This window comes from Paenibacillus monticola (genome assembly GCF_009664975.1).
Classification (GTDB): domain Bacteria; phylum Bacillota; class Bacilli; order Paenibacillales; family Paenibacillaceae; genus Paenibacillus_AQ; species Paenibacillus_AQ monticola.
In genome coordinates, this window is sequence record NZ_WJXB01000006.1 from 65842 (window position 1) to 79551 (window position 13710).

Sequence of the window (13710 nt, forward strand, 5' to 3'; positions counted from 1 at the left end):
TGGGTAGACAGCCCAACAGGCCCGGCATATTGCCAGGGCCTGTTGGGCTGTCTGCTTGAAAAACTACTCTATATCTAAGGAATGCTCAAGACTGACATTTAACATACGTAAGATCATGAGTATTGACTCGTATCTCGTAGCACTAGCACTTGGTTTGAACGAACCATCCGTTCCACCTTTTACGATTCCCATCTTGGATAACGTATTAATCTCATGCTCTGCCCAGTTACCCGAAACATCCTTGAACTTATCACTTTTCACTAGTGTAATATTCATTACTTTTGAAAGCATCACCACTATTTCCGCTCTGGAGATACTCTGGTTCGGTTTGAACGTGCCATCCAAGTAACCTTTGATAATACCACTTGCTTTTAATGTAGCAATTGCTTCTGTTGCCCAGTGAACTTTGGTGTCCTTAAAGCTTGAATTACCTTCAAAGGTTAAGCCAAGCGCTTTTACCAACATTGTGGCAAATTCCGCTCTAGTTATACTCACATTTGCGCGGAATGAACCATCCTCGTAACCCTTGATAATACCAAGCTTAGTGGCTAACTCGATTGTTTTAGCCATTCGAGAATCTTTGGGTACATCGTTAAATGTTACTGCTGGTAAAGTATTTGCTTTTTCTACTAGAGCCTTGATTACATCCATATTCACTTTTTCATTGTAGAATGATTTAGCTGTTGGTGCAGGCGTTGGTGATACAGTAGGTATAGGTGTTGCGGTGGGAACTGTTGTTGGTGTTGTAATAGCTGGGGAAGTTTCATGGGTCTCACTTGTTAAAATCGTATAACTGATGCTCATAATCTCACTATTTATCATTCCCGCATGAACCGCAATGGCTTTGATCGTTTGTTCTCTGTTGATCACAATTGCTTCACCATACAGCTTGCTGGCTGTGCTTGGGTCAGTGTCATCTGTAGTGTAATAAATTGCCGCTCCCGTTGTCGTGCTTCTCAGTACTACACTTGTACCCGCCGCTACAGCTCCACTTGATACGCTTGCTGTTGGTGCTACTGCTTGCTCCACTGTGTAACTTGTAGTGATAATCTCACTATCCACGTATCCCATTTTCACGGCTATCGCCTTGATTGTTTGCGTGTTGTTAACTACAATTGCCCCTGTATACAAAGTGCTCACCGTTGTTGGATCACTTCCATCTCTCGTGTAATAGATGGAAGCCCCCTCTGTTGTGCTGCTCAATGTCACACTTGTTCCAGACGATACAATTCCACTTGATACGCTTGCTGTTGGTGCTGCTACTTGCTCTACTGTATAACTTGCAGTGATAATCTCACTATCCTCGTATCCTATTTTCACGGCTATCGCCTTGATAGCTTGCGTATTGTTGACTACAATTGCTCCTGTATACAAAGTGCTCGCCGTTATTGGATCGCTGCCATCTCTCGTGTAATAGATAGAAGCTCCCTCTGTTGCACTGCTCAATTCCACACTTGTTCCAGACGCTACAGTTCCACTTGGTACGCTTGCAGTAGGTGCCGCTACTTGTTCTACTGTATAATTTTCAGTGATAATCTCACTTTCCGCGTATCCCATTTTCACGGCTATCGCCTTGATGGTTTGCGTGTTGTTAACTAGAATTGCTCCTGTATACAAAGTGCTCGTCGTTGTTGGATCGCTGCCATCTCTCGTGTAATAGATAGAAGCTCCCTCTATTGCACTGCTCAATTCCACACTTGTTCCTGCCGCTACAGTTCCACCAGATAGGTTTGCTGTAGGATCTCCCGTTATTCCAGAAAATAATTTAGGATATTGGTCTACATCCATATACCAAGTGAAGCGGAAGTCCCAACCCTCATAAGTGCTTAGCGTTTTCATTTCAACTGTAGTTTTCCCACTAGCTCCTAGGCCTGCTTTTCCAGTTGTTTGAGCGTCATAGTAGTTGTTGGAGGTGGTTCTGTTACTGTCATTACCCATAAAACCACCTGTATTACTAACTCCAGTCACAAGTCCAGCAGCATAGTTATTGGCGATATACCCATCAATCATTTCACCAACCAAGCCACCAACATACGAATTTCCGCTAACAGCTGATGTAGAATAATTTTCACTAATCCATCCATCCGTACTTCCAGCTAAACCGCCAACCCTGCTGTTTCCATTCACAGATCCCGTCGTGTAGCTGTTACTGATATATCCATTGTTTAAACCTACCAGCCCACCTACTCCGCCAACTCCATTCACAACTGCCGAAGCGTAGCTGTACCTTATTACTCCATTACTATCATTAAAGCCCACTAAACTGCCTACATTTGACTTGCCCTTAATAATTCCAGCTTCCAGTTTAATGTTTAGAATAGTACCCATATTATCACCAAATAGACCTACACCATTGTCGCTATCTCTATCAATTAACAACCCCGTTATAGTGTAACCATCGCCATTCATATTTCCAACAAACGGTGCTGCTGCATTCCCTATCGGACTCCAACCCTTATCCTCTTGGTAATCAATTAGACTAATATCCTCAGTAAGCTTGAAAAAGGCACCCTCTTCCCCTAGATGATCTCTGACCTTATTCAGTTGATCAGCCGTGGCAATTAGATATGGATTATCCTCACTTCCTGTTCCCTCAAAATCTGCTGCATATGCTTTGCTTCCACCAATATCCAGCAAATTCAATCCACCTAGCACCATTAGTATTACTAAAATAATAGACATTCTCTTTTTTAAGATAATATTCAATGCAGCACCTCCAGCAAACTTTTACACTAAGATTATCACACCATTATGATGGAAAAATGATAAACTTCGACAAAAAGTCTTAGGAATGAATAAATATCAAAATCAGCGGTTGACGTGTTGTAAGTAGATCCGCTACGGTTCGGAGGGTTCTTACGATCGCTGTTAAAGCCCGATTTCCTGATTGAACAATAAGTATAGGGTGAAATCGGGCTTTAAAGGCGACCACTTTGTTTCTCCAGAATCCCTCCGACCTCCGCTCCATCCGCACGGTTAGTCAACCTCTAATTTTTAGTTAGAGCCTTATTTCCTCTCATAAAATTTTCTTTTCACAAGAAGACTTTCAAATCACAGCTGTGAGAGAAATTTGGATCGATTGGATTTCAAAAAAACAAGCCCAAGCGATAATATCGCCTGAGCCAGATAGCTTATACATTAATGGTATTTTCTCTCTGTAGTTGAGGATGCAATTGCTCAAGGAGCTGAGCTTATTACCGTAAGAGTGATGGGGAAAAACAAATATCCGCTGCCGAAGCTTGGATTCGTATTTAATTAGAAACTCATCCAATAGGAAAGTGCTCCTCAGCAAGAGTAACCTTTTCCTTAGGTAAAGCTAAAAATACAATTAACCCAATAATAAATAAGGGGATAATCGATAAAATACTGTATTTGGCATTGCCTGTCATCGTAGTCGTTAAAGACATTACAAAAGGTCCGATAATCGCAGCGAACTTGCCAAAAATATTATAAAAGCCAAAAAATTCATTAGATCTTTCTTTGGGAATAATCCTGCCATAATAAGACCTGCTTAATGCCTGAATTCCTCCCTGTGCGGAACCAATCAAAGCACCTAGAATGAATATATGCCAGACAGACGATATATAAAAAGCAGCTATACAAGAAATGATGTAGGTGAGAATACCGACGATAATCATGGTTCGTGTCGAATACTTTTTCGCCAAATTCCCGTAAATGAGCGCACATGGAAAGGCAATAATCTGAATAACTAATAAAATTCCCAGTAAGGTGAAAGTATCTAGCGCACCAGCACCTAGAACTGACGTAGCATACGGAACGACCATCTTAATAATCGTATCTACTCCATCTATATAACAAAAGTAGGCGATTAAAAAAATAAATACTGTTTTGTAATTTCTAATATGCTTAAATGTTTGTCCTAACCTTTTGAAGCTGTTGATCACCGGTTGAGGTTCAGGCTCAATATAATACCGCTGCTTTACATCCCTGATCATTGGAATAGTCAGCAGACCCCACCAAAGAGCAGTAATAATAAACCCAATCTGATAACCAATGGCCTCATCCATTCCCAAAACAAAGATCAACGCAAGACTGATGCCAAAAGGAATAACACTGGAGATATAACCAAAAGCAAAACCTCTTGAAGAAACCTTGTCCATCCTGTCATCGCTTGTAATATCCACCAAAAACGAATCATAAAAAATATTAGAGCCAGCAAAACCTATTGCTGATAAAACATAGAAAACAATCAGTAACTGCCACTGTCCGCTTGCGGGTGATACAAATGCAAGAGAAAGCGTGGATATTAAACCAATCAAAGCAAAAAACAGGAAGAAGCGTTTTTTCTTATCCTTATAATCTGCCAAGGTACCCAAAATCGGACTAATGATTGCAACAAGAATACTGGCTAACGAATTAAAATACCCCAGATCCATACTGCTATTTACATTCTCAAACATACCGAACACAATCGGCAATAATGCGGTGGTAACAGCCATGGAATACGCTGAATTCCCACAATCATATAAAATCCAAGATCTTTCTTCCTTACTTAGCTTCATACACTCAGCCCCCGCATAAGATACTTGCCGACATTATAGCATTTTGTTGGAGGGGGTAAGGTAATCTTAATGTTAAATATAGTAAAGGTTTAGTAAAGCGACGGTAAAGAGGGACTAATTTAAAAGGTTCAATATCTTTATTCTTCCGTTGACGTTACGTTTCTCTCGCACGACTAGTGCAGATACCGTAAGGAGACTGCACTCCCGAAGCGATAATTGCTCTCTCCTCCATACATCCCCGGAGAGCACTTCTTCCGAATAACGGGCAAACGCAGGGGCAATATCCCAAACGCTTGATCTATCAAAACGCCAAACCAGAGCCTGCAGGACCTTTATTCGAAAAGCTCGATTTAAAAACATTCTATACGCTTGAGCTGCCCAAAAGCTATTTGTATCTGACCTCCGATACAGCTTTGCCACAAGGCAGCTATGGCTGGAACCCGACTCAGGCCAGTCACCTTGGACAGTTCCGCCTCATTACCGGAGATGGCGACCATATGACTACTGCCTATGCAGCACCTAAATATTTAGAAGAAAAGCTGTATGAAGCTTCCAGAGATTGAAGCGGGTAGACAGCACAACAGACCCGGCATATTGCCTGAACCTGTTGCGCTGTCTGTATAAAACCAACAAATAAGAGTAGTGAAACCAGCCTTGCTCGATAGAAGAAGAGGACTATGACGAAGGCATTACCTTCTGAGTGCCCTCCTGATTCCTCGGGAAGGTTTTTTTTATGTGCTAACTTTGTCGCATTATTACAATGAATATATTATATTGGTCAGAAAGACTAAACTATGAAATGACTTAAGCGTTAAATCTTCTAATGAGTATTTTGAAATACTCCCACCTACGATTTCTACATGTCAGTTGCGATTATACAGAATAGTAATAATAAAAAATGGCATCTCTGCCGTTTTCTCACCCTAATTTTTTGGAGTTTATAGGCTTTAACCCCTGGCCTCATCGCTGCCAGCGATGCGTTCTCCCACAATAGTTAGTTGCACTACCCCAAATATATAAAAGTAAACAGAACTACTGACTGAAACACCAGAAATACACTTGAGATATTTCTAAAGCATTTATACTCGGATTATGTAGCACTTAATTAATATTGTTTAATTGCTTTCTTATTTTCTACATATGTCTTCTACGTACAAGACCAATAGCTTTTTTCATTTTTAAATATTCTCGCAGCTAATTTTTCTGCCATCCTCTTTTAAAGGTGGCACCAATATATAGAACAAATTAAGTATGTCTATTCGGTCAAATAAAGTTGAATGCCTTTGCAAATGCATCAAGGTCATCAATGATAAACAAATCGCTGCTCCAATTACCTGGCCACACAGCATACAACGTTGTGGTTTTATTCATAACCCTTTGATAGGCCTCCAGAACCTTCCGCCTATCCGACTTATTTTTATGATAAACTCGCGACACATCACCATTTTTATCCACCTCAAAATAACAAACTGTACTCGTGCCATACGGAAAGTTATCAGCTTCTTTAGCGCTTCTCATCAATAACACTCCTTTGAGTTTGCCGTAACTTCATAATATTCATCCGGATTCATTTTTTCAACAAAATTCATGAAACAGAAGCAGTCTTGCGCTTACGTAAATCTAATATGGATATATTTATATACAGTTGTATTGTATCGGTGTAGACATGATTTCTAATAAATTGTTCGGCTTTTTCAAACTCGCTATCAGTAAAACATGCAATTAAATAAAAAGCGTTTTTATAATTAGTTGACAACATATAATCTGTCAATTGTTTTTCATATCCTTTTTTTAAATATGAACTGCTTGCTCTTTTAATTTCAATTAATACTTTTTCATCTTCTTTTTTATTTCTATACAGTTTAAAATCTACTTTACCATTTCCTAATAAAGCTTCTCTAGTAATATCAATTTCTTGATTATAAAAATATGCATCCATAATATTTTCTAAAATTAATTGTATACGTTCTTCTTTAACAGGAGTATTATTTTCCCAAAATAATTTATATAAATTCCCAAAGTTTAATCTATGTCCAATATAATTAAGCATTCCAGAGACTTCACCTGAAAGTGTGATATAGTTGGATTTATATTCACTCTGAATATCTAATGGCAAAATGTCATAATAAAAGTCCATATTGATACCAAAATATTCTTCTAAATTAGTATTACCAAGCTTACGACTATTATATAATTTATCAATTAATAAAAAATCTGTCTCTTCGAATAAATAATCAGAATAATAAAAAACGTTATAGTAATTATCCTTGTATTCTTCTAATGACATATCATCATATTCGTTAAAGTCTGATTGACTAGCCTCCTTGATTAATGAATGACATTTGTCATCAAAATATATATTATCAAATTCTTCCACATCCTCCCTCATATCTGCCAAATAATTAACGAAATTATACAAAGCTAACTCGTGAAAAGCTCCCATGTTGTGGTAAAACTCGTCTTCTGTCCATCTAAATAATTCTTCAAAGATTTTTATGCATTTATGATATTGTTCTCTGAACAAATATTTGGGTAATATTATTTCAAGTTTGTCTCCAATATCTATGTATTCATCTCCATTGAAAATCTCCAATTCTAAAAAATGATGGATAATATAGTTATAAGCCTTTAAATGATTAGTATTAAACAATATCATATATTCACTCCCTAATTAAAACTTTTTTGTTATATCCTTCTATAAATTCTATATTTCGTATCTCTACTATATCACGATTTTTGGTGGAATTTGGTATTAAAAATAAGCCCACAGATAAGTCTGTAGGCCTACTAAGCGTTAGTGATAGGCTGTAGTTATAAATTCAGGAACTTGTCATTTTGGGATTACTTCTTCTTTTTAAGATTAATCTCTTGGTCAACACTTTACTTACCGGCTTAGCGACATCCTCGAACAGTTCAACGCCGTTATAGGTTACCCCTGCCGTACTCAGCAAAGAACCAATATCCAGCTTGAAAGAAAGTTTGATTGTATCCCGGAAGACGGTGACACGCTCAATGATGGTGCTGAGCATCATTTTCTTTTTGGGAGTGGAAGCATTCTTAAATACGTTACGCCATACTGGAATATGCTTCTGAAGAGACTCTACTTCTTTCTGACGGATCTCCTTGGTCTCTTTAGTTCGGCTTCTGCCTTGGAAACCTTGGTCTGTTGCACAAGGAGCTTCTCTTCGGTCTGTAGAATCAGTGGACTCAATACATCTGGAGTAAACTCACTTTCACCCATAAGTACCTTGATGACCTCTTCCTTGAATTTCTCCAACTGCTTGTTCACCTTGACATTTCGGTCTGTGCTGCTCGTAAAGCAGTCATTTCCAGTACGATATCCCCCTTTTTTAGATCCTTGATTTCATCGGCCAGATTGTAGCTTTCCAGCCAGTCCAGATAAGCGTAAACCTCGTCCAGAACCACTCCTTCAATACGTTTGGGCGAATAGAGAGTTTGTCCTGTACATTTCACTTTATGCTCGGCTTTACCCGAGCATCTATATTTAGCAGAACTCCATTGGCGCAGAATACCATCTGCTGTCAGATAAGATTTCTTATTGTAAGTCGTAGTTAGCGGATGACCACAATACCCACAGCGGATCATACCAACCAGAAGTAGTTCGCCTTTGATCGTATTGATCACATAATGATTTTCTTCTTTCTTGCGGTTAACGGGATTTCGTGCATTGCGAATTTGCTGAGCGCGTTCCCATACCTCTTCGCTTACAATAATTAAATCCTTAATGGCTTCTTTCGAATAAATTTCTCGGTTTGTTCCTTTGCTATATCGCGTCAGATGTTATGTAGCAGTTCAGGGAATCGATGACTAGTTTGCGGAAGCCGGATATGATTAATTGTTAGGGTGGACGCGGATGGGTCTCAACGTTGTTAGTCGCTATTGGTATCTTCTGTGAGCAGCCCTGCCAGTGGTGGTTGCAGGTCAGTAATCCCCCTCTACTCCCTGCTTGCTCCTCACAATCCCCGAAACAGCAAAAGAACGGCATCTCTGCCGTTCTTTCTGTGATGGACTCTCAGGAATTCGAACCCTGGACCAATTGATTAAGAGTCAACTGCTCTACCAAATGAGCTAAGAGTCCATGATATTGGTGGAGAATAGGGGGATCGAACCCCTGACCTCATCGCTGCCAGCAATGCGCTCTCCCAATCGATCTAAATCCCCCAACCAAAAACCATAACAATTCTCAATCCTCTCCATACACAAACCAAACGGGCCCCCTCGGAGGCCCGTCCATCATTCCTATTCAGCTTCTCATTCTATTTCTCACTTCTCATCCAACCACAATATCGCCGTTACACCCCGCGGATAATACTTGCTGCCAGCGATTTCGCCGGAGATGATCTGGTCGCTCCAGCTCCAGATGGACAGCTCTGGATGGGTCAGCCAAGTTACATGTGCCGCATCCGCTTTGCGTCCACTCTCTTCCCATTTCAGACCCAGAATACTTCTGGCGATGAACTGGCAGAGATACACCTTGCTCAACCAGCTGTTGTTGCTGGTGGAGGAGATTTTCCAGCCGCCATCTTCAAAGAGGCAGATGCCTGGCTGAAGTACAGCATGCAGATGTTTGTCGAGTGCGCCAATATAGGCGGCGAATCGGCCATTGCGATCCAGCGCTTCTTTGCAGCCGGTAAAGTATGGGAACACCAGGCCTTCGATCGCTGGAATGATTTTGGAATCATTGCCTTCGCCGATAACGGCTGGGATATAGCCATCCGCTGTGACACTTGCCACAATGGTTGCTGCACACTTCTCTGCCTGAGTTCCTGCAATAGCAGACAATTCTGTGCGATCATATTCATTGAATATTTTCTCCATGGCTAGATAAGCTGCCCAGCATTTCCCTGCCAAATAAATATTGTTCCGTGCTTGACCCAGCGACACATCGAGACTGTCATAGGTCGTAATCTCAGCTCCACCCATCGTGCGGGAGCTGTCGAGTGCCATCACACCGTTTCTGAGTGCAGGGTCGGGATGATCGCGGTTCAACATACTGTCTAGGCAGCTCTCCAAAACCTTAAGATTGCGCTCCATCCAGGCAGAATCGCCGGTATGCTCAACATAGGTTGCCGCAGTCAGCACCCAGTTGACCAGTTGTTCATGTGTCATATGGGAGAAACAGTCATCAATCCCATATAGCTCATATGCAGAATAACCGGGACGGGAGACGGCATTGGCAACCCCCATATCATGAGTAAAACTGATTCCGCCTGGGTATTCCGTAGCATCACCTGGGAAGCGGACGGTGTCTTCATAGCTAAATCGGTCCACGAACATATCCAGCTCATTGCGCACGGTCCAAGGATTCAGACGCAGTTCGTAGAACAGCTGATCGACGGTAAGATCGAAGGTATTCATCATCCGGTATTCGCCTTCGTTGACGATCCAGAAAGGCTTATCGTTATATTCCAAAAGCTGAGTCGAACCGTAATAGCTGCGAATCGCATGAGCCAGCATAAAGGACTGGTCTTCGGACAGCTTGGAATCCACAAACATTTGGTTAGCTTGCTCCGCTTCATTTTTTAAGACATCGAATCTGGATAAGGCGTGTTCCGCCACGGACTCTACATTGCTAAAATAGCGATTATAGTAGTAAGAGGCGTCCATTCCGGAGGTTACAAACCCTGAACGATGGAAGCTCACGGCAAAGCGATAAGTTTCCCGCACACCTGCTGGCACGTCCATAATCAACGCCCCAACCTGCCCCAGTCCGAAGGACCAATTCTCCTGCAGCTTTGCCGACAGAATATCCTCCATCGTGAAATGCAGGGCTGACTTGACTGTTCCCTGCTCAGTTGCGATTGCCAGAAATCTCCCTTGACCAATCCCTGTAAGTGTAGGTGAACCGTCCAGCCTTCTCATCGCACTATAAGCATCATTTCCTTGGAAACCAAAGAATGCGCGCCGTTCGGATGTCGATGCGGTGTTGTCCACTTCAATCTCAACCAGCACCGCAGGCAACAGAATATCTTTAAGTTCTTCATCGGAGGCAGTTTCGGGATTAGGGATAGGACGTACCGGCGACAGAATACGGAAGGTTAGATCCCCTGCACTCCAGCTATCTGTAGATAAGCGGAAGTCTCTAGTGATTTCTTGTTCCGAAAAAGGAAAGAGGATATGCGGCTTGTTGGGATTAGGATCAGGGTTCTCGATGTCGTAGCGTTTACTCTCATCCTCCCCATCCTCCGCATGGAATGGGAGCGTATCAAAGCCTGTGCCATCCTTGCGTTCCAAGCCAATAAATATATTCTGTTTAGGCGGTTTACCCTGCTCTAGGTCAAAGCCCCCACTGGCCCCCTTAAACCCTAAAGTAAAGCTTGCAAATGCACCGATCGGTGAATGATGGGCATTAAAAAATTGATTGTGTGACATAACGTAAATGCACTCCCTCCAGCATTGTTCCCGCAAAGATCCGGGCTCTACTTCAATGGTATCCGCATTGCTCCAGGCATAACAGGGTTAAAGCATTCTATTATTTGGGCAAATCAAACCTGAGCATAGTGCTATGTTATAATGAAGCTATAATTCCATTGTAAAAGAGGATTACTAGTGAACCTAATTGAACCCGGGATACAAAATTCCATTGACGGCCGGATGTCAGCTGACATCCAGGTGGCCTTTCACATCTTTGCCGCACACTGGCGCAAGGTAAATGCGTTATGGCAATATCCTGAACATACCCATCCTATGTTTGAGATCAACGTAGCTCTTCAAGGACAGCAGCATATGTTGGTCGGGGGCCAATCTTTTGTACAGCACAGCGGCGATATTCTGTTTATCCGCCCTGGTGTCAAGCATTCGAGCCTCGGCACAGACCCGGGTTGTGAAATGACCTACTATTGTTTGCATTTTGATATCGATGATCTGACTTTACGGCGTTCTTTACTAACCGCTGATTCGGTCAGCCTCAGTGGGGACACTCCCGAGCTTAGGGAGATCCGTTCGGCGCTGGATGGGATTATCAGCTCGACCATACTATCTGAATCGGAAGATTCGCACCGGAACCGCTTGGTTACACTCCATGCCTCACTGCAACTCTTAACCGCACTGAGCGGCTGGGTGCTGGCGGAAATGCCTAATGCAGCAGGAAGTACACAGTCTGGGGTTTCGGAAAATACTGTTGCCCTGGCAAATGCCATTGAAGGGTTGCTCCAAGCCTCCGTTTTCTCAGCGGCAGCTACAGGAGAGCGAAACGGGGGCATTGAAGGCATTGCCGCAAGCCTAGGCTACAGTTCTACTCATTGTAATCGCACCTTCCACCAAATCTATGGCATGTCCCCACGGCAATATTTGTCTGGCCTGATTATTCGGCAAGCCAAGCTGCTGCTAATGGACAACAGCCTATCTGTGGATTCTATCGCCCACCAGCTCGGATATCGAGACGTCTCCCATTTCAGCAAACAGTTCAAACGTTGGACTGGCCTACCACCCATGGGGTATCGGCGACTTACAGCCGAGTCCTAAACGGGTAAAATAATATGTCGCAACAATAGCACTATTCCGACGTTCCTGAACGTATAAAGAGCAGTCCCATTGTGAGGGCTGCTCTTTATACACCAATTTTTTTATTAGCATCACTTGCGCCTTACACTATAATACCTCATCGCTCGCGGTACCCCCTTGATCTCCAGTTCACCCTTGTAGATAAGATTCCTCAGTCGATATTCGAAATAGGAATCACCAATATATTGATCACAATATCCGAGTGCTTCGCCAATTATCCTTGCTGCTTTAATAAAGTCTTGATTTGACCTTTCATTATGTAGTTTTTCTACAGTCTCTAGTAGATAGGAATCAAAATAATTCTCATCGACGTTTAGGATCTGTTCTCCATTCCATATACGCAGTACATCATGGTGTTGTGCAAGCGCTAACCATTCACGCTCCAGTATGTGTCTTGTTTCGTAAGCGATAGGCCCCCCTTCCTCTATTTCTCCAAAAATAACCTGCAGCTTTTCATGGGGAATTTCACCTGTGTGTGAATAGTCAATGGATCGATTCGAATGATTGAACCTTCTGTTGCAAACCTCACCAGCATTAAATACGAATAGACCATTTCGACGGTTTCTTAGCAAATAAACAGCATACCGCAACCCAACCTGCTCGTAAGCATTGTTACCACTCCATATCACAATAGAGGCTTGATCAGGAATTCCAGCCATTTGTTCCGTTAAGATTCGATAATAAGATTCAGCTCCATCATTATCAACATCATCGTAACCATCATTAATATTGTCCCTGAACCACTGGCTTCTATTCAACCGTCCAGCTTCCTTATCAAGCTGCCATAGCGGCCCCATAGAAAAACGATCATGGAGCGAAATCACCTTGTTCGTGTCCGTATATCCTTGTTGCTTAATGGCTAATTTCAAACCTCCAGCCATAGAATCTCCAAAAACAATATGTATTGTAGTGGCAGCAGTATCCAACTCACAGGGCAGCCGTATACTTTTGGGAACAAGAAGCTCGTTGTAGAGTTCCTTCAAGCTTTCATATACATCAGCTTTGGCATCATTGTTTGTTTCATCCAAATCCAGTTGTAGCATGATAATCAAGAGGGCTTGTTTTACTTCCCGAGAGGATAGTTCCTCGATTGCCTTTCGTATTTCTGAAAGTCTATTCAATAGCTTCTGCCTCTCTCTCATTAGCCCATTCCGCAAATTATTTCTCGCTTTTCATTCCACATGAAATTGAGATCTCGTTTCCCGTCCGTTTGCCCAGATCTATTCTAGTGATATAGTTAATGTGTAATATATTCTTATAACATTGAAAGGGATCTTTCAAACATGACAACAAAAGTGAAACGACAGTTGAATGATGGTCCTAAAATTCGCAGAGAAAAAGAACTCGTTTCAAAAATGATTCGTATATATTGCAAGAAAAAACATCATCTGAAAACGTTCTGCGAGGAATGTCAGGACTTAAATGATTATGCTAGGAATAGACTAACTCTCTGCCCATTCGGTGAGGAGAAAACGGCTTGTGCCAAGTGCCCTATCCATTGTTACAAACGGGATTCCCGACAAAAAATTAAGGTTGTTATGCGTTTCTCAGGTCCATGGATGCTACTATATCATCCAATTGAGTCCATTAAGCATATCCCAATACCAGGTAAGTTAAGAAAATAACCTGTGAAGAAGTGGATTCATTAACTTTAGTTTACTTT

At 41.9% G+C, this 13710-nt stretch carries 12 protein-coding genes, 2 tRNA genes and 1 pseudogene; 3 read left to right on the top strand and 12 right to left on the bottom strand.

All coding sequences use genetic code 11. The features are described 5' to 3' along the window. Nucleotides 1-63 precede the first annotated feature (63 nt). From GJB61_RS17170 to GJB61_RS31775, 3 genes and pseudogenes are all read right to left on the bottom strand, one after another. A complete protein-coding gene (locus tag GJB61_RS17170) occupies nt 64-2682 on the bottom strand; it encodes a chitobiase/beta-hexosaminidase C-terminal domain-containing protein (RefSeq protein WP_195724370.1) in 2619 nt (872 codons plus the stop codon). A gap of 581 nt (nt 2683-3263) precedes the next feature. Continuing rightward, complete coding sequence (locus tag GJB61_RS17175; RefSeq protein ID WP_154120097.1) at nt 3264-4523, bottom strand: MFS transporter; 1260 nt, start codon at nt 4521-4523, stop codon at nt 3264-3266. Between the two features lie 162 nt (nt 4524-4685). Further along, nucleotides 4686-4883, bottom strand: a pseudogene (locus tag GJB61_RS31775) (hypothetical protein); the annotation flags it as partial. Here GJB61_RS31775 and GJB61_RS17180 point away from each other — a divergent pair. Continuing rightward, complete coding sequence (locus GJB61_RS17180) at nt 4817-5086, top strand: hypothetical protein (RefSeq protein WP_154120099.1); 270 nt, start codon at nt 4817-4819, stop codon at nt 5084-5086. The pseudogene GJB61_RS31775 and the gene GJB61_RS17180 sit on opposite strands and share 67 nt — an antisense overlap. Before the next feature lie 700 nt (nt 5087-5786). Here GJB61_RS17180 and GJB61_RS17185 read toward each other — a convergent pair. The 8 genes from GJB61_RS17185 to GJB61_RS17220 all read right to left on the bottom strand — a co-directional run bounded on the left by GJB61_RS17185 (nt 5787) and on the right by GJB61_RS17220 (nt 10916). Then, the gene (locus GJB61_RS17185; RefSeq protein ID WP_154120101.1) at nt 5787-6041 is read right to left on the bottom strand and encodes a hypothetical protein; all 255 of its coding nucleotides are present in this window, start codon (nt 6039-6041) and stop codon (nt 5787-5789) included. Between the two features lie 67 nt (nt 6042-6108). After that, nucleotides 6109-7179 carry a hypothetical protein gene (locus GJB61_RS17190; protein ID WP_154120103.1) on the bottom strand — a complete coding sequence of 357 codons (1071 nt, stop codon included), beginning with the start codon at nt 7177-7179 and terminating at the stop codon, nt 6109-6111. Between the two features lie 163 nt (nt 7180-7342). After that, nucleotides 7343-7555 carry a hypothetical protein gene (locus GJB61_RS17195; protein ID WP_154120106.1) on the bottom strand — a complete coding sequence of 71 codons (213 nt, stop codon included), beginning with the start codon at nt 7553-7555 and terminating at the stop codon, nt 7343-7345. A 68-nt stretch (nt 7556-7623) separates the two neighbouring features. Next, on the bottom strand, nt 7624-7800 hold the full coding sequence (locus tag GJB61_RS17200; protein ID WP_154120108.1) for a hypothetical protein: 177 nt from the start codon (nt 7798-7800) through the stop codon (nt 7624-7626). An 8-nt stretch (nt 7801-7808) separates the two neighbouring features. Then, complete coding sequence (locus GJB61_RS17205) at nt 7809-8168, bottom strand: recombinase zinc beta ribbon domain-containing protein (protein WP_154120110.1); 360 nt, start codon at nt 8166-8168, stop codon at nt 7809-7811. 381 nt (nt 8169-8549) lie between these two features. Continuing rightward, nucleotides 8550-8622: transfer RNA gene (locus GJB61_RS17210), tRNA-Lys, on the bottom strand. A 7-nt stretch (nt 8623-8629) separates the two neighbouring features. Next, nucleotides 8630-8705: transfer RNA gene (locus tag GJB61_RS17215), tRNA-Ala, on the bottom strand. 102 nt (nt 8706-8807) lie between these two features. Next, nucleotides 8808-10916 (bottom strand): glycoside hydrolase family 52 protein, encoded by a 2109-nt coding sequence (locus tag GJB61_RS17220; RefSeq protein ID WP_154120112.1) that lies wholly within the window; start codon nt 10914-10916, stop codon nt 8808-8810. A gap of 177 nt (nt 10917-11093) precedes the next feature. Here GJB61_RS17220 and GJB61_RS17225 point away from each other — a divergent pair, with 177 nt between their 5' ends. Further along, entirely contained in the window at nt 11094-12008 is a 915-nt protein-coding gene (locus GJB61_RS17225) for a helix-turn-helix domain-containing protein (RefSeq protein ID WP_154120114.1), read from the top strand. Between the two features lie 110 nt (nt 12009-12118). On the opposite strand, the gene GJB61_RS17230 is transcribed toward GJB61_RS17225, so the two are convergent. Beyond that, nucleotides 12119-13090: a DUF1835 domain-containing protein gene (locus GJB61_RS17230; protein ID WP_229521929.1), complete on the bottom strand. Its 972-nt coding sequence runs from the start codon at nt 13088-13090 to the stop codon at nt 12119-12121. A gap of 240 nt (nt 13091-13330) precedes the next feature. Between GJB61_RS17230 and GJB61_RS17235 the strand changes: the two genes are divergently transcribed. Next, nucleotides 13331-13672 (top strand): nitrous oxide-stimulated promoter family protein, encoded by a 342-nt coding sequence (locus GJB61_RS17235; protein WP_154120117.1) that lies wholly within the window; start codon nt 13331-13333, stop codon nt 13670-13672. Nucleotides 13673-13710: the final 38 nt, after the last annotated feature.